This window comes from Mesobacillus sp., assembly GCF_047739415.1.
In the GTDB taxonomy this organism is placed as follows: Bacteria; Bacillota; Bacilli; order Bacillales; family Cytobacillaceae; genus Mesobacillus.
Genome location: NZ_JBIQOE010000182.1, coordinates 1 through 15,469 on the forward strand (window position 1 = coordinate 1; position 15,469 = coordinate 15,469).

General features: G+C 44.5%; 15 protein-coding genes and 1 pseudogene. 7 read left to right on the top strand and 9 right to left on the bottom strand.

The window, feature by feature from the left end:
* A partial coding sequence (locus ACH0QE_RS14180; RefSeq protein WP_415801252.1) for an aminopeptidase occupies positions 1 to 715 on the top strand: 715 nt, incomplete at its 5' end.
* Between the two features lie 387 nt (positions 716 to 1,102).
* On the top strand, positions 1,103 to 1,375 hold the full coding sequence (locus tag ACH0QE_RS14185) for an acylphosphatase (RefSeq protein ID WP_023625755.1): 273 nt from the start codon (positions 1,103 to 1,105) through the stop codon (positions 1,373 to 1,375).
* Positions 1,376 to 1,416: 41 nt separating this feature from the next.
* Here ACH0QE_RS14185 and ACH0QE_RS14190 read toward each other — a convergent pair whose 3' ends face one another.
* The 3 genes from ACH0QE_RS14190 to ACH0QE_RS14200 are packed head-to-tail and all read right to left on the bottom strand — an operon-like array spanning position 1,417 to position 3,705.
* Complete coding sequence (locus ACH0QE_RS14190) at positions 1,417 to 2,712, bottom strand: hypothetical protein (protein WP_415801253.1); 1,296 nt, start codon at positions 2,710 to 2,712, stop codon at positions 1,417 to 1,419.
* Between the two features lie 12 nt (positions 2,713 to 2,724).
* On the bottom strand, positions 2,725 to 3,117 hold the full coding sequence (locus ACH0QE_RS14195; RefSeq protein ID WP_415801254.1) for a DUF6114 domain-containing protein: 393 nt from the start codon (positions 3,115 to 3,117) through the stop codon (positions 2,725 to 2,727).
* A gap of 15 nt (positions 3,118 to 3,132) precedes the next feature.
* Entirely contained in the window at positions 3,133 to 3,705 is a 573-nt protein-coding gene (locus ACH0QE_RS14200) for a DUF6230 family protein (RefSeq protein WP_415801255.1), read from the bottom strand.
* 207 nt (positions 3,706 to 3,912) lie between these two features.
* Here ACH0QE_RS14200 and ACH0QE_RS14205 point away from each other — a divergent pair, with 207 nt between their 5' ends.
* The 5 genes and pseudogenes from ACH0QE_RS14205 to ACH0QE_RS14225 form a co-directional block, all read left to right on the top strand.
* Complete coding sequence (locus ACH0QE_RS14205; protein WP_415801256.1) at positions 3,913 to 5,412, top strand: response regulator transcription factor; 1,500 nt, start codon at positions 3,913 to 3,915, stop codon at positions 5,410 to 5,412.
* A 101-nt stretch (positions 5,413 to 5,513) separates the two neighbouring features.
* Entirely contained in the window at positions 5,514 to 5,882 is a 369-nt protein-coding gene (gene mscL / locus ACH0QE_RS14210; protein ID WP_415801257.1) for a large-conductance mechanosensitive channel protein MscL, read from the top strand.
* A gap of 82 nt (positions 5,883 to 5,964) precedes the next feature.
* Positions 5,965 to 6,600, top strand: a complete 636-nt coding sequence (locus ACH0QE_RS14215; protein ID WP_415801258.1) for a Bax inhibitor-1/YccA family protein — start codon at positions 5,965 to 5,967, stop codon at positions 6,598 to 6,600.
* A gap of 874 nt (positions 6,601 to 7,474) precedes the next feature.
* A complete protein-coding gene (locus ACH0QE_RS14220) occupies positions 7,475 to 7,807 on the top strand; it encodes a DUF3243 domain-containing protein (RefSeq protein WP_415801259.1) in 333 nt (110 codons plus the stop codon).
* 398 nt (positions 7,808 to 8,205) lie between these two features.
* Positions 8,206 to 9,126 (top strand): annotated as a pseudogene (locus tag ACH0QE_RS14225) (IS1182 family transposase); the annotation flags it as partial.
* Between the two features lie 160 nt (positions 9,127 to 9,286).
* On the opposite strand, the gene ACH0QE_RS14230 reads toward ACH0QE_RS14225, so the two are convergent.
* From ACH0QE_RS14230 to ACH0QE_RS14255, 6 genes are all read right to left on the bottom strand, one after another.
* Positions 9,287 to 9,568, bottom strand: a complete 282-nt coding sequence (locus ACH0QE_RS14230; RefSeq protein ID WP_415801260.1) for a YokU family protein — start codon at positions 9,566 to 9,568, stop codon at positions 9,287 to 9,289.
* A gap of 11 nt (positions 9,569 to 9,579) precedes the next feature.
* Positions 9,580 to 11,013: a lysine 2,3-aminomutase gene (gene ablA, locus ACH0QE_RS14235; RefSeq protein WP_415801261.1), complete on the bottom strand. Its 1,434-nt coding sequence runs from the start codon at positions 11,011 to 11,013 to the stop codon at positions 9,580 to 9,582.
* 174 nt (positions 11,014 to 11,187) lie between these two features.
* The gene (locus ACH0QE_RS14240; protein ID WP_415801262.1) at positions 11,188 to 12,576 is read right to left on the bottom strand and encodes a sigma-54 interaction domain-containing protein; all 1,389 of its coding nucleotides are present in this window, start codon (positions 12,574 to 12,576) and stop codon (positions 11,188 to 11,190) included.
* A gap of 52 nt (positions 12,577 to 12,628) precedes the next feature.
* Positions 12,629 to 13,495: a putative beta-lysine N-acetyltransferase gene (ablB, locus tag ACH0QE_RS14245; RefSeq protein ID WP_415801263.1), complete on the bottom strand. Its 867-nt coding sequence runs from the start codon at positions 13,493 to 13,495 to the stop codon at positions 12,629 to 12,631.
* Between the two features lie 71 nt (positions 13,496 to 13,566).
* On the bottom strand, positions 13,567 to 14,988 hold the full coding sequence (locus tag ACH0QE_RS14250) for an aldehyde dehydrogenase family protein (protein WP_415801264.1): 1,422 nt from the start codon (positions 14,986 to 14,988) through the stop codon (positions 13,567 to 13,569).
* 13 nt (positions 14,989 to 15,001) lie between these two features.
* The coding region (locus tag ACH0QE_RS14255; protein WP_415801265.1) for an aminotransferase class III-fold pyridoxal phosphate-dependent enzyme at positions 15,002 to 15,469 on the bottom strand (468 nt) is incomplete at its 5' end.

Here is a 15,469-nt window from a genome sequence, read left to right on the forward strand (position 1 = left end):
CTTCAAGGCAGTCCGCGTGGATACTGAAGATCCGGTCGCAGCATGGAAAAATCATGACGCTTCCCTTCATGAAAAAGTTGATTACCTGAACAGCAAGCGATACAAGAAGCTTCACTATAAAGCACCAGGCACAGACCTGACTGTCAAGCTTCCTGAAAAGCACATCTGGGTTGGCGCTGGCAGCGTGAACGAGCAAGGCAACGAGTTCATGGCAAACATGCCGACTGAAGAAGTCTTCTCTGTACCGTTGAAAACTGGCGTGAACGGCTATGTATCAAGCACGAAGCCGCTTAGCTACGGCGGAAACATCATCGACAACTTCAAGCTTACTTTTGAAAATGGTAAAATCGTCGGCGTCGAAGCTGAAGAAGGCGAAGAAATTCTCAAGCAGCTTGTGGCGACAGACGAAGGCTCACACTATCTTGGTGAAGTTGCCCTTGTACCATTTAACTCGCCAATTTCACAATCAAACGTGCTGTTCTTCAACACATTGTTTGATGAAAACGCGTCTAACCACTTCGCAATTGGAAGTGCTTATGCATTCTGCGTAGAAGGCGGCAAGACAATGTCTTCTGAAGAATTGGCTGAAAACGGCCTGAACGAAAGCATTACACACGTCGACTTCATGATCGGCTCCGATAAAATGGACATCGACGGCATCACTGCTGATGGAAATGCCGAGCCAGTGTTCCGCAATGGAGACTGGGCGTTGTAAGATTGGATATATGCTCAAGAACAGCCGGACATTTTGTTCGGCTGTTTTTTTAACTTCCCACCAGTTCGCTATACCTTCTGCCGTTTGAGGCAATACAGTTGTCTTCTTTTACCCTTTTTCCTTTCCTTCTGCTATTCGGGGCAATGCAACGGCTTTCCTTTTTCCCTTTTCCGTTTGCTCCTGTCACTTGGGGCAATGGATTCGCTCCATATTTTTTAATTAGGATTTTCTGCACCGTCCACGAAGAATGTCTTTATTAAAAGGGCGCATTCCCAGTTTTTCACCTTATGTACCCCAGAACACTGTGGTATAATGAAGTTACCAAGAAATTATTACATAAAACATTAGATATATTGTTAACCTATTCGTTTATCTGGGGGCGACGTCTTGATCCAATTACAAATTATTGTGACGGGAGAGGTTCAGGGTGTGGGGTATCGGTATTATACTCAAATGAAGGCAATCCAGTTTGGGGTTACTGGCTGGGTGAAGAACCTTCAGGAAGGCGGCGTGGAAATTCTTGCTTCGGGTTCCAGAGCTGACCTTGAAAAGTTCATTGATGAGGTCCGCAGGGGCAATCCTTTCTCCACTGTTGATCATATTGAAGTGAACGAAACAGAGAAAACCGAAACCTATAAGTCATTTGCAATCAAATATTAAACAGGCAGAGGAACCATCCTCTGCCTTTGTTGTGTAAAAAATTAAAACTCAATGATCGATCCATCTGGCTCTTTTAAAATGGCCTCCCTCATCTTCTTCAACTGTTCTTCCTCGCTTGGCTTCAACCCGAGAAGTGACAGAAGACCGAGGGAATCAAGCAGTCCTTCTGTCCATTTTTCAAGCTGTGCAGTCAATGTTGCGTCTGTCGGGCATAGTTCATCAAGCATCTTTTTTTCTGCTAGCGCCTTGTCGATCAATTCCAGCGCCAGCTCCTTGGTGATCTTACCATTTACAGCTTCCAGCTTTTCGCATGCTGTCTTAGCTGTTTCATCAACTGTCTTCTTCACCGGCTCGACCACAGGCTCTGTCACTTTTTTCGTCATGTCCGTCGTTTCCTTGACGACATCCTTTACAGGCTCAGTAACTGTGCCGACTGTCTCTTCCACAGGGGTCGTCACCTTATCGACTGTATCCTTTAGAGGATCTGTTACCTTGCCGATCGTATCTTTAAGTGGATCGGTCACTATTCCCACAGTATCTTCTAGTGGATCCGTCACATTTCCAATTGTGTCTTTAAGTGAGTCTGTCACATTCCCCACTGTTTCTTCGAGCGGATTGGTGACCTTCTCAAGCGGATCCGTTACTTCATCAAGCAGGTCATCAACAGGATCGGTCACTGCTCCAACTGTGTCCTCCACTACCTCTGAATTTTCACCTTCTTCAGAAGGGCTCTTGCACGTAAGCGGAAGTTGGCCGGAGGTGATTTTCTCGATTTCCTTATTCATTTGTTCAAATGGCATCGATCCGAGATCCTGTAAAATTTTCAATGTGCCTGGCTTCTGGACTCCTCCGTTTCCATTTACAGTCTGCAGCTTTAGCTTGTCGAGGCTGCTGTTGGCTGCGTTCATCGAATGGGCAACCATCGTCACTCCTTCAAGTGCAGCATTCGGGATTACTTTTCCAGCATAGACGCATGCTCCCTTAAATGAAATGGCACTGGCATCGACCTGCATTCCTTTTATAGAAACCGGTCCGCTTGCTTTCATCGTGATGCTCACAGTCCCTCCCGGAGTCGCGAACTGTTTAGTAAGTCTCATGCCATAAATCTGAGCTGAATCGTAGGTGATCCGCAGCATCGGCTTGGCATTTGAGCCCGATGTCTCTCCGGCCACAACCATTGCTTTCATATTTTCACCAACGACCCTGTCAGCCTGGATGATGAAACCCTCTGCGTCATTGACGGCTGCATCCACTTTTTCGATAAAAGGGAATAAGGACAATGCAGCAAGCTGAATGCACATCACTACTAAAAATAATCGGTGTTTTACAATCTTCATTTCCTCTCCCCTTTACCCTGTTTTGGCAGGTTGCGCCGGCACGTCGGAACTTGGTGTTCCCGCGGATTCTTTAGCAGGCACCATCCGCCAGGCTGTCAGCAATGCCCCGCCGATGATTCCAAATACCGTTCCGAACAGGAAACCGCCCAGAGCGCCGATGACGGATAGAATCGACAGAAAAATCACGATGATGCCCAATGCTTTAGAGGCACTTGGCAAAAAGAAGGACATCAGTCCCATCAATGTGATCAGCCCGCCAAACAGCAATCCGATCACGGCGACTGATCCCGGGAGAAAGGTGCTCAGATACAGATTCAACGGTACCCATAAAATCATCAGGCCGCTTAAGACTGTTAAAATCGCTCCAAAAAAAGGCCTTGTATGCCTCCATTTTTTAAAAACCATTGCTGATCACCTCGATTATTTCTTATCGATTTTTTCCACTGTCAGTTTCATACCGGCCATATTAATCGTTTCCTGGAATAAGTAATGTGTCTTCAACTTGGCATCCTCAAGGATGATGGTGCTTGATGTCTGCTGGAACTGCTTTGTCCAGTCGGTGCTGTTGTTTTCTTCAAGGGCAAGGTTTTGGAACTTGGCATTCGCTTCGATTAATCCGGCATCATGCTGAAGTCCGGAAATCTGTACAGGTTTTGATGCCTGGATTTTTACGCGGATCCAATCCCCGCCTACCTGAAAATCCTTGTATAATTGCAGGTTATCGATTGTCAGTTTTTCAATGATATTTGTTCCTTGTGGCGCTGCGTCTGAACTGCTCGTTTCACCAAGTTTCGGATAGAACTTGTAGCCTTCTCCTTCAAGCTTATCGAACTCAACATAAAAATCGCCAACCCCGGCAATCGGTACAGCGTAAGCCACGCCTGACAATCCGAACGACACCAGCAAGATTCCAAGCGCAAGAAGACCTGCTGACAGGGCACCCCAAAAAACCTTTTTATTTGTCTTGCTTTCCATTACGACAGCTCCGTTCAAGGAAGCCACCCCCAATTAAATATTTTTAAAATTCAAAATTAAATCTCTCCTATAACATACCCCCGATAAATCAAGCCAACAACTCCGAAAAAAATCGTTAACATCGTGTTAATTCCGTTAAATGTCGGGGTATTAAGGAACGACGGACAAAAGTCTGAATTTTTAAACGAATGGTATTTTACCAGAATCTGAGAGCGAGGTTACCTGATGGAACATAAGATTGAGGATTTGGCCATTAGAGGTTTGGTTCTTTTAAAAGAGTGCGAGAAACCGTTTCTTAAAGAATGGTCCCATCTAAAGAAGGACATGAAAGCCTGGCAAAACGAGCTTATATCTGAGTTTGAAAGCATGATTGTTTATGGCTTCAATAACCTTTCACGAACCACTTTTGAGTCTTCAAATGATTTCATCCATTTATTAGTCCTTAGGTGGCAAAAGCGCCATCCCGATTTTGTCGATGATTTTGAAGCCATCTTTCTGATCAGTGCAGTTGAAAACTTATTTCATAAAGTTTTAAAAAGAGAGAATGCTGGATTCCTTGAGCACCAAGCGGTACAGGTTTTTTTTACAAAGATTCTCGACAAGGTCCTGCACACGCAGCAGCTGGAATACCAGGATGACAAATGGCTGAAGATGATGTTGAGTCTGCGTGCTGTGCCTAGTAACTGGCTTGCGGTCATCCGCAATGAAAAAGCCCAATGCAAAGTGGGTAAAGTCGTCTGTGCCGATGACCTTGTAGTAAATGATCAGCTTGTCACCATGTGTGAGGGACTTCAAGCCGAGCATGCATCAGACCTGGCCATCGCGCTTTCCAGATTGTTGTCACCAGGGGAGGATCACCCTCAAATCATCACGATTCCCTGCTTGACTGAAACATTGTTGATTTGTATGAAGGAAAACGCGGGCACTGTGACTGAGGAGCAAAAAGAAACGCTTCGAAAAATGTATCTTAAACAAATGAAGCTGAATCACCTGGAAAGTGAGCTTGAGTGGAAGGATGCTACCCTTTTGTTCCAGCAGCGGCTGATCCATTCTCAAAGTGCCTCGGAAGCCGTTAAAATGATTCCCCAGGGTTTGGTCGATTACCTTCCCTTTTCACGCTGCGCCCTTTTCATTTATTCCCCTAGTGAGCACAGCGGCGTCGGTGTCCATGCGCATAACGTCAATACAGGGTCTGTTCAGCATATAAAGGAAAGCATCGCTGAGTTTCCGCTGCTGACAAAATACTTAAAGCATTTCAGCCATTCAAAACCGATTTTTATTGAAGATGCAGCTGAAATTTTACCTGGAAAATACGTCCACGATTATAGCCTGAAATCATTGGTCGTCCTGCCAATTTACGTGCCCGCTGAAAATAAACTGATTGGGCTGGCATTGCTTGACCGCGGAGAAAACACATCATTTACCGTCAACAATCAAACTCTCACCGCTCTGATCAAGTTCGGGCAATATGGTGGTGAATTATTGAATCAGTACTATGAGGATGCCGTCCAGCTTTTCGGTGTTCAGCGTGCCGTCCTGACCATCCGTGAGCGCGAGGTGCTAAAGCTGATTGCCGAAGGTGCATCCATAAATGAAGCAGCCGACGCACTCCACCTCAGCTCCTACACCGTTCGTGACTACATTTCAGCGATCATCCAGAAACTCGATGCAAAAAATAGGACAGATGCCGCCGTCAAAGCGCTGAAAATGAGGTTGATACAATAAAAATACTTTAGGCCTGCCTCCACTCAAGGCGCAGGCCCTATTGCTTTTTGCCTCCCAATCTCGCAGAATATAAGAGATATTATATTTTGGGGGTATCTTAAATGTGGAATGAGTTCAAAAAATTCGCCTTTAAGGGGAATGTTCTGGATCTGGCTGTCGGAGTAATCATCGGCGCCGCGTTCGGGAAAATCGTATCATCACTAGTGGCTGACATTATTATGCCAATCGTAGGACTTGCTACATTTGGTGCTGACCTTTCGGATCTTAAATATAAAGAGGTTGCGTATGGTTCATTTCTTCAGGCTGTAGTCAACTTTTTCATCACGGCTTTCGCCATTTTTATCTTTGTGAGAATTATTAACCGCTACAGGAAAAAGGAAGAGGCCAAGCCTGCAGCTCCTACACCTGATGTCAAAGAAGAGCTTTTAAAAGAGATCCGCGATCTTTTACAGGAAAAAAAACATATTTAAAAAATTTTTCAGTGCTGGATGAAACCGGTGGTGCCTGTCACCCGTATATATAAACAAATAAATTTATGAGGTGACATATTAAATGTACGCTTACTCAGATAACTCGATGATGCCATCGGTAATGAGAACCTTCGCGTTTTCCCTGGCAATCGCCTTCATTGGCACAATGGCCGGAGTGTTCGTCCCGCCAGCGCTTTTCCTTCCGCTCGTCATCATTGAGCTTGCGATGCTGATCGGGGTGTTCTTTTTACGAAAAAAGAAAGCGATCTCTTATGCATTTCTTTATGCGTTTACGTTCATCTCTGGAATGACAATGTACCCGGTCATTGCCCATTACATCGCGGTATCTGGTGCCAATGTCGTGATCAACGCTCTAGGAGCCACTACTGTTGTTTTCGCTGGTCTCGCGATTTATGCGACTAAAACGAAGCGTGACCTTAGCTTCCTTGGCGGCATGCTGATGGCAGCCTTGCTGGCGCTGATTGCTGTTAGCATTTTCAATATTTTCTGGCCGCTCAGTTCGACCGGAATGATGGCATATTCGTTCATTGGAATACTCGTTTTCAGCGGATATGTGTTGTTTGATTTTAATAGGATGAAGCATTATGGCGTGAGTCCAGAAGAAGTGCCGCTGATGGCTCTTAACCTGTATTTGGATTTCATCAATCTTTTCCTATATATCCTCCGTTTCTTTGGGATCCTATCAAGTAATGACTAAATATGACTCAAAAGGCAGTCCACAGCGGCTGCCTTTTCGCTTGTACCAATATTTAGCTGTATTACCAGTTTATTATTGAGTTTAAAGAGTTTTCTGTGATTTCACCCGGGTATATATATAGTGCAAGGCCAATACAAAAACTAGAAGGGACTGGTTAAAGTGCAAAACTTTACGGCGACTTCGGAATATGTCATTGGCTTAGCAAATGGAGGAAGATTTGCGTTGCTATCTCAAGGCACGCTGGTCTTAAATCGATGGACTTAATATCGATTGACCATAATGTTTTTGAATAGCTCGAGCAGAGCACTCCTCTAAGTTTGTCCGCAGGATAAGAGCAAGGCCAATACTAGTAATGAAGGGGCTGGTTAAGTTGAAAGACTTTACGACAACTTCGGAATACGTCATTGGCTACGCAAGCGGAGGAAGATTCGCGCTGCTGTCTCAAGGCACGCTGGTCTTAAATCGATACATTTAAAATCGATCTACCCCAGGAGCGCAATTTGAATAGCATCAGCTGAATACTCCTCCCATTGTCCGTATGTCGGACTCAAAAAAGGTGCAGGCCAAGCGGCCCGCACCTTTTTTGATAAAGCTCTTTTCAAAGCTCTTTTAACCTAATTATTAAATTGCAAGCTAAGGAAAAATTCGGTTTCTGGAATTTTTCCTTGTAAACGTCTATTAAGATTAATAAAAATAACTTCACCCCACACGAAAAGAGCCTCTAAGCATTACACCTCACAAAATATTGGCGCAGAAAAATTCGGCTTTAGTATTTTTTCCTTTTTCAATCGACCTACTGAATGTGCTCCTCAAGGTTTACTAGTTTCCGGCACCGGGGTATTTAATATATATCTTTTACAAGGAGGTTTTTAACATGGAAAAAGACCATATGATCCATAAAGATGGCGAAGTCGATACTAGCAAGGTGGATGAGACTCTTGATCGGATGGATACGCAGCAGGCGGATGAGATCCTTGGGGACTTTAATGAATTCAGAACTTATCTGAGCAAACGTGTCAAGCTTGGCAAAACAGCTGGACTTGATGAAGAGCAGCTTGCCAAAACAGCTGAAAAGGTAGCAGATTATCTTGCTGAAAAAGTAACACCTCGAAATAAAGAGGAGCAGCTGCTGCAGGAGCTTTGGAAGGTCGGCACAAAGGAAGAGCAGCATGCGCTGGCACATATGCTCGTGAAACTGGCTGAATAGAAAATAGACTAAACAAAACTGCACCTTCAGCATGAAGGTGCAGTCAGACTGTAGACAAACTCGATGAAAATCGTGTTTGTTTACAGTCTTTTTTTGATTGGTGCTTGAATCGGGCTGTTGACTTCCTTTCAAGGCGCTTCGCTTTCCGCGGTGCCGGCGGTGAAGCTCCTCGCCGCCGCTGACGTCTGCGGGGTCTCACCTGTCCAACTGATCCCGTAGGAGTCTTCGCGCCTTCCACTCCAATCAACAGGGCTTCTCAACTTAACGTGGAACTAACCATAAGTCTATTTTAAAATAGATACATATAACGCTTGAGGTGATAAAGATGCTTTCGAAAAATAATCCAATCCAACGAGATCAATTAGAAATGGTTACTTTAGACCAACTGGTTCCTCAGAGAACACGTCTTTATCGATTCAACACATGTAAAAGCAAGTGCGAATAAGCATAAATTCGAGAAGAAAGTGGTGCGTAAGGAAACAAGAGCTTACCAGGAGAAACTCCAGGAAGAAATCAACTAGGATCGGGAAGATCATGTGAAGAAGCCTTTTCCTCCTGATAAGTTCGATATGGAAGAATCGAAGGAAATCAAGGAAAGCGCGACCGACCCGGAGAGTGGATCTACGTGAAATATGAGCGGACCAAACAGGTTGCCTACTCCTTCCATGCGGCACCAACCAGGCCGTAACGGATTTGTCCTCGGTACGATTGTGACACCTGGCAACACACATGACAGCCTGATCCTTGAGCCAATGGTAAAACAAGTGATAGAGAAAGTCGGAAAGCCTAAAGCCGTTGCGGCTGACGCTGCCTATAAAACTCCAGCCATTACAAAGTTTCTGATGGAAAGCGAAATGACTCCGGCTTTACCTTATACCCGACCACGGACAAAGGATGGGTTTTTCCATAAATATGACTATGTGTATGACGAATTCTATGACTGTTACTTGTGTCCTGCCGGTGAGGTCCAAAAGTATTCTACCACCACGAAAGAGGGGTACCGTGAATATAAATCTCCCAATCCCAAGCATGTCTGTGCTAACTGCCCGTTTTTAGCGCAATGTACAGAAAGCAAGCACCAACAAAAGGTGGTAACACGCCATATCTGGCAAGAGTATGTGGAAGAGGCAGACCACTTAAGACACAAACAGGAAGTAAAAGAAATCTATGCGAAGCACAAGGAAACCATTGAGCGCGTATTCGAAGATGCAAAAGAAAAGCATGGCATGCGTTGGACAACCCTGAGGGGACTTAAAAAATTGTCGATGCAGGCGATGCTTACTCTCGCTGCCTTGAACCTGAAGAAGATGGCCAACTAGACATGGAGAAGTCCAGTAATGGCCTAAAAGTATAGTGAAGAGAGTCTAATTTCTTTGGGAAAAACGATGAAATCCAAAAAGGGTTCGGAATGAGACCATTCCAGAACCCCTTTTGTCTACAAACTGAGCGGCACTCGATTAGGGTGCCATCTCCTTGTACCTATGATGAAAAATCAAAGTAATTCCGCTTCAACAACCTTTGCTGGGCCATCAATTCTTCAAACGTTACTACCTTGCCGAGTTTTTTCGTATCGATTAAAAATAATTGGTCTTCGATTTCCTTAGTGATCAATTCGGTCTGATAAGTCATTCGGCAGTCCAGGCAATGGACGGCCGGTGTTTCATCAATCTGGATCGCTTTTGTTCCGTCCGGAAGTTCCCAATAGACTTTGTCTGTTACAGCTTTGGTTTTTTCACTGCTGCACCACTCGCATTTTCCCATCGGTCAACCCCCTATTCCTTTGTTGATGGGACTGCGTCTTGCCCATCAGCTGCTTCTGTAGTCGTTTTTTTCTGCTGTGCCATGAACTTCTTTTCTTTCAGCTCATCACGTTTGTCACGCTTATCCTTCAGGGATGCATGTGAAGGATCTTCCTCATATTTTTCCCTGCGGTCGATTCGACCAAGTCCTTCAGGAATCAGGTTGAATTCACTGTCATTCATAATTGCTGCAATTCCAGTGTTCGATTTTTTCTTTTCATAGTCAGGATACACTTGTTTGAAGTAGCCTTCTGCTCTGCCGGCAACATAATTTTCAGGTTCAGGGTAAGAGGTGATCACTCCTTCAAAGTTGCGAAGGACTACTTTTTCAGGACTTTGGGAGATCAGGTAGTTTGGCTGCAAGGAGATTTTCCCGCCTCCGCCAGGCGCATCAACCACGAATGTAGGAACTGCGTAGCCGGAGGTATGACCTCTCAAGCCTTCAATGATCTCAAGGCCTTTTGTGACCGGAGCACGGAAATGGCCGATGCCTTCAGACAAGTCACATTGGTAAATATAATATGGACGTACACGGATTTTCACGAGGTCATGCATGAGCTTCTTCATGATCGGCACACTGTCATTAATCCCTGCAAGTATGACGGATTGGTTTCCTACAGGAACCCCTGCGTTGGCAAGCATTTCACAGGCTCGCTTTGAGTCTTCAGTAATTTCAATTGATGTATTGAAATGTGTATTCAGCCAGATTGGATGGTATTTTTTGAGGATTGAACAAAGATTCTCTGTAATCCGCTGCGGGAAAACAACTGGTGCCCGGGTTCCAATCCTAATGATTTCCACATGGTCGATTTCTCTCAGGTTTTTTAAAATATATTCGAGAATATTATCATTGATCAGAAGACCATCTCCGCCAGATATCAATACATCACGAACTTCAGGAGTACTCCTGATGTAGTTGATTGCGGCATCAAGCTGTTTCTTCGCAACCCCCATTCCGATTTGTCCCGAAAATCTTCTCCTTGTGCAATAGCGGCAATACATCGAGCATTGATTGGTCACAAGGAAAAGCACCCTGTCAGGGTATCTGTGCGTCAAACCAGGTACAGGTGAATCTTCATCTTCATGAAGTGGATCTTCAAGATCATATTTTGTTTTGTGAATTTCCTTGGAGATTGGCACTGACTGCATCCTGATCGGACAGCGAGGGTCATCTGGATTCATTAATGAAGCGTAGTAAGGTGTTATATTCAGCGGGATTGTTTTCGTCGAGATCCTTACACCCTCTTCCTCTTCGGGTGTAAGATTAATAACCTTCTTTAAATCATCCAGTGTCCTGATTGTATTTGTAAGCTGCCATAGCCAGTCATTCCATTGTTCCTCCGTAACATCATTCCAAAGCTCTATATCTTTCCAGTGTCTTGAAGGCTTATATAAAGTCTGTTTCATCCCAATTCCCCCCAGCTATTTTTATAGCTATTTATAATGCAAGTTCTGTGCCAAAAGTGACGGATTATTCTGAATTCATTAAATCCAGCTTCCTGCAGGGGTTTGAGAAAGATCAGCGAATTATAAACTTTTAAAAAAGAAAATAACCTGCTGAATATTCGGCAGATTAGAATGTCATAGATTTAATTTTTTCATTTTATATTGTAGTGTTTGTCTTGGAATGTCGAGGAGGACGGCTGCTTTCTGGACATTGCCGCCAGAAGCACCCAGCGCATCATTGATTAATTGGATTTCAAGTTCTTTAAGATGGTCTCTCAAAACAAATGAAGTACGTGTTTCTTCGGTCTGATCTGGCTGGATTTTTTTCATCATCATTGGCAGGTCCTGTCCGGTCAGCATCCTGCCTTCACATACATTCATCATGTATTCAATAGTATGTTTCAGTTCCCTGACATTGCCAGGCCATGAATGTTTATAGAAAATGGCTTTAACATGTTCATCAAGCCCGGAGATATGCTTCCTCAGCTGCTTGTTATATTGACTGATAAAGATATCGGACAAGTAAAGGATATCTTCTTTCCTTTGCCTTAGTGGCATCAGTTCGAAAGTCAATACATTCAGACGGTAAAACAAATCCGTACGCAGCTGGTTTGCTTCCATTGCCAGGGCAGGGTAAACGTTCATCGCAGAAATCACCCTGACGTTGACAGAGATGACATGCGTACTTCCGATTCTTCTGACAGCTCCATCCTCAAGGACACGAAGAAGCTTGGCCTGCAGGTCGAAGGGCATCGAATTAAGCTCATCAAGAAAAAGTGTTCCACCATTAGCCAGCTCGAACAATCCAGGCCTGTCCACTGCTCCAGTATAGCTTCCTTTTGATGTGCCAAACAGGATGCTTTCAAGCAGGTTTTCCGGAATAGCGGCACAGTTTTGCGCAATGAAAGGTCCAGCTGCCCGACTGGAGGCATTATGGATGGATTGGACGAAAAGCTCCTTTCCTGTCCCGCTTTCCCCATATACAAGAATCGGTGAATCAGATTTTGCCAGTTTCTCTGCCTTCTTTTTAATCGTCCTAAAATGCTTATTGTTTGTAATCAGGTCGCTGAACGTATAGCCGGCTTGCTGTTTAACGGCTTTCCCGCCACGATTTTTATGACTCTTCTGAACTTCGACCAAACGTTCAGACAGCTGCTTGATTTGGGAATAATCCTTTGCAATTTCAACTGCGCCAATCAATTCCCCCTGCACAAAGATTGGCAGGGTCGTGTTGACAGTGTCGATTTTCCTCCCATGCAAATTGACGAAGGACTGGGTTTCATTATAGATTGGTTTCTTCGTTTCAATTACTTTCAATAGAGTGCTGGACTGATTGCTCAGTGAGGGGAATACACTTAGAAGTGGCTTTCCAATCACTTCATTTATTTCCAGTCCATCGTGCCTGGCAGCTACTTCATTATAGAAAATGGTCATCCCGTCTGTATTCACGACATGGATTGCTTCGTCGATGCACCTCAATATTGCGCTCAAGATTTCTTCCGTCACATTGGATACTGAATTCATCTCATCACACTCCCATATTGAGTATATGACAGAGTGCCGAAAAACTGTCTTATCACTGCCCAAAATTTGGCGATTTTGCCAAATCTTTTACCCAAACATTCATGTTTTCAATTTTATCATAGATAAACACATTGTTCACCAGTCTGCCCCGATATGCATAACCCAGTTGATGCAGGGCTGCGTTCATCCCGAATGACAAAGCTCTGGCGATGGAGTAAGAGCAATATATGCCATTTTCGATCAGTTCCTCCTCCAGGCGGGCCAGCAGCACCTTCATCAATCCGTGCTTCCTGTGCTCTTTTAATGTCGCGCAATCAGTCATCTCTGCATTTTTATAAAAAGAGTCCACTTCTGCTGATGCCGCGCTGACGATCTGACCATCATGGACAAATCCGTAATAAATGGTTCCTTCTTTCATTGTTTTGACGATATACTCTGGATTATTTAACGGTGTGGGATAAATTTGGAAAACTGCTTTGTATAATTCAGACAAGCCTTCTGCATCCGCTTCGTCCATCTTTTTCATAACATAATCCTTTGGAGGAGTAATATTCTGTGCTGGTTCTGCCAGATGGTAAACACTTTTGATGATTCCATCCTCTTGAAGCCAATGCGGCGAAGTCCGTCTTTCGTCGCTGAAAAACTTAGAAAAGAACACACAGTCAGATCCCAGGAAGAACCCGTCAATACTTGCCTCAAAACTGAAGCCTCGTTCAATCAGCTGTGTAAAATGTTCCTTCCTTGCCTTGATGATTAATTTATCTGCTTTTTCGCTCTCCACAAGCTTTTCAGCTTGATTCAAAATATGTGCTAAGCTGCCCAAATAATCTTCGACCCTGACCCGCTTATTCTGTGGATCAAGATAGACAGTAAGATTATAGTTTTTTTCTGATAAGGTCATTGTTTTACCTAAATGCATGTTCATTCCCCCAAATCCTGCTATAAGAATTAAATCGTATGAAAAGCCCGGCTTAGAGCCAGGCTGACGGTTCAATCTAGTTTGATTGATACTAGCTTTAGTTCGGTCATCTCTTCTAAAGCGTATTTAATCCCTTCCCTGCCGGTTCCACTCATTTTGACACCGCCATATGGCATATGGTCTACCCGGAATGTCGGTATTTCATTGATCATCACACCGCCGACATGGAGGTTTTTTGCCGCTAGCATCGCTTTTTGAAGATCATTCGTATAGACTCCTGCCTGCAACCCGTACTTTGAATCATTGACCTTAGCAATCGCATCAGCGAAATCATCGAAAGTATTGATATGGACAACCGGTGCGAACACTTCCTCACAGGAAATTTTATCAGTGAGCTGCGCATTGAGCAGCACAGTCGGCTTTAAAATTTGTCTTTCACTATCTCCGCCATATACAAGCTCCGCTCCACTTTCCACTGCATCCTGGATCCAGGCTTTTGCCCTGGTCACATCATTTCCGCTGATCATTGCAGCTAAATCCGTTTGCTCATCCAGTGGATCTCCCACCTTCAGTTTACCAGCTTCTTCAATAAACGAAGAGACAAATTCAGTAGCGATCGCTTCGTGTACGAAAATCCTCTGGATAGAAATGCAAACCTGCCCCTGATTAGAAAAGGCTCCGGTAACGATTCTTGGCATTACCTTTTTAAGATCAGTTCCTTCGTCGACAATCAATGCCGAATTAGAACCCAGTTCCAGAGTTACTCGTTTCAATCCGGCATTTTCGCGGATATGCTTCCCAACTTCAGGACTTCCCGTAAAAGTGACCATTTTCACCCGTTCATCGGCAATCAGCACATCACCAACACTTTTTCCGCTGCCAGTCACAACATTGAGAGCTCCAGCAGGGAGACCCGCTTCATGAAAATAAGAAGCAATTTTATAGGCTGATAATGGCGTCTGGCTGGCCGGCTTAAGAACTACCGTATTTCCGGCAGCAATTGCCGGTCCGACTTTATGGGCAACAAGGTTCATCGGGAAGTTGAACGGAGTGATCGCAGCAATTACTCCCAGCGGCTCCCTCACCGTATAGGCGACTCTTCCCTCGCCTCCAGGAGCTGCGTCCATCGGAATTGTCTCGCCATGAAGTCGCCTTGCTTCTTCTGATGCGAATGTATAGGTCATAATGGTACGGTCGACTTCACCGAAAGCAGCCTTCAATGGTTTAGAGGATTCCTCCGCAATCAGCCTGGCGCACTCTTCCCTGTCCTCCTTGATTAATTCAGCCACTCTACGCAGGATGTCGGAACGCTTATGGGCATCCATCTCTGCCATCGTCCCTGCTGTCCCGGCAGCTGAATCAATCGCTTTTATCACATCTTCCTTGCTTGCCTCTGCTACATCGGCAATTTTTTCTCCATCAAAAGGATTAAAAAGCGGACGGTATCTATCACATTCCAGACTTTCACCATTAATCCATAAATTCTGTTTCATTTGTCTTCCCCTCCTACCGCTGGCAGCATTCAGTGATTGCTGATTCAAGCACATCGAATCCTTCCTCAATTTGATCATCTGTTATAACCAGAGGTGCTAAAAGCCTGATTACATTTCCATAAAGACCAGCGCTCATTAAAATTAATCCTCGCTGGTGTGCTTTTGCCAGTATTTCCCTAACGATTTGCCCGTTTGGCTGTTCATTCTCATCGAAAAATTCAATTGCACACATAGCTCCTAAGGAACGGATATCTCCTACTTCCCGGAAACTTTCTGTCAGCCTGCCGAACCTTTCCAGGAACTTCTCTCCGAACATGTTCGCTCTATCAAGAAGGTTTTCCTCTTCTATCATTTTAACGACTTCTATTGCCGCTACACAACCAAGAGGACTTCCGCCAAAGGTTCCGCCAATTTCCCCTATACCTGCAGAATCCATAATTTCAGCCTTTCCTGTAACCGCACTGATTGGCAGCCCGGCAGC

What these genes read in the sequence shown, in the direction of transcription:
- ACH0QE_RS14240 (WP_415801262.1), bottom strand. Translation starts at nt 12,576, where the DNA reads ATGAATTCAGTATCCAATGTGACGGAAGAAATCTTGAGCGCAATATTG.
- mscL (WP_415801257.1), top strand. Translation starts at nt 5,514, where the DNA reads ATGTGGAATGAGTTCAAAAAATTCGCCTTTAAGGGGAATGTTCTGGAT.
- ACH0QE_RS14195 (WP_415801254.1), bottom strand. Translation starts at nt 3,117, where the DNA reads ATGGTTTTTAAAAAATGGAGGCATACAAGGCCTTTTTTTGGAGCGATT.
- ACH0QE_RS14190 (WP_415801253.1), bottom strand. Translation starts at nt 2,712, where the DNA reads ATGAAGATTGTAAAACACCGATTATTTTTAGTAGTGATGTGCATTCAG.
- ablA (WP_415801261.1), bottom strand. Translation starts at nt 11,013, where the DNA reads ATGAAACAGACTTTATATAAGCCTTCAAGACACTGGAAAGATATAGAG.
- ACH0QE_RS14205 (WP_415801256.1), top strand. Translation starts at nt 3,913, where the DNA reads ATGGAACATAAGATTGAGGATTTGGCCATTAGAGGTTTGGTTCTTTTA.
- ACH0QE_RS14230 (WP_415801260.1), bottom strand. Translation starts at nt 9,568, where the DNA reads ATGGGAAAATGCGAGTGGTGCAGCAGTGAAAAAACCAAAGCTGTAACA.
- ACH0QE_RS14215 (WP_415801258.1), top strand. Translation starts at nt 5,965, where the DNA reads ATGTACGCTTACTCAGATAACTCGATGATGCCATCGGTAATGAGAACC.
- ablB (WP_415801263.1), bottom strand. Translation starts at nt 13,495, where the DNA reads ATGCATTTAGGTAAAACAATGACCTTATCAGAAAAAAACTATAATCTT.
- ACH0QE_RS14250 (WP_415801264.1), bottom strand. Translation starts at nt 14,988, where the DNA reads ATGAAACAGAATTTATGGATTAATGGTGAAAGTCTGGAATGTGATAGA.
- ACH0QE_RS14220 (WP_415801259.1), top strand. Translation starts at nt 7,475, where the DNA reads ATGGAAAAAGACCATATGATCCATAAAGATGGCGAAGTCGATACTAGC.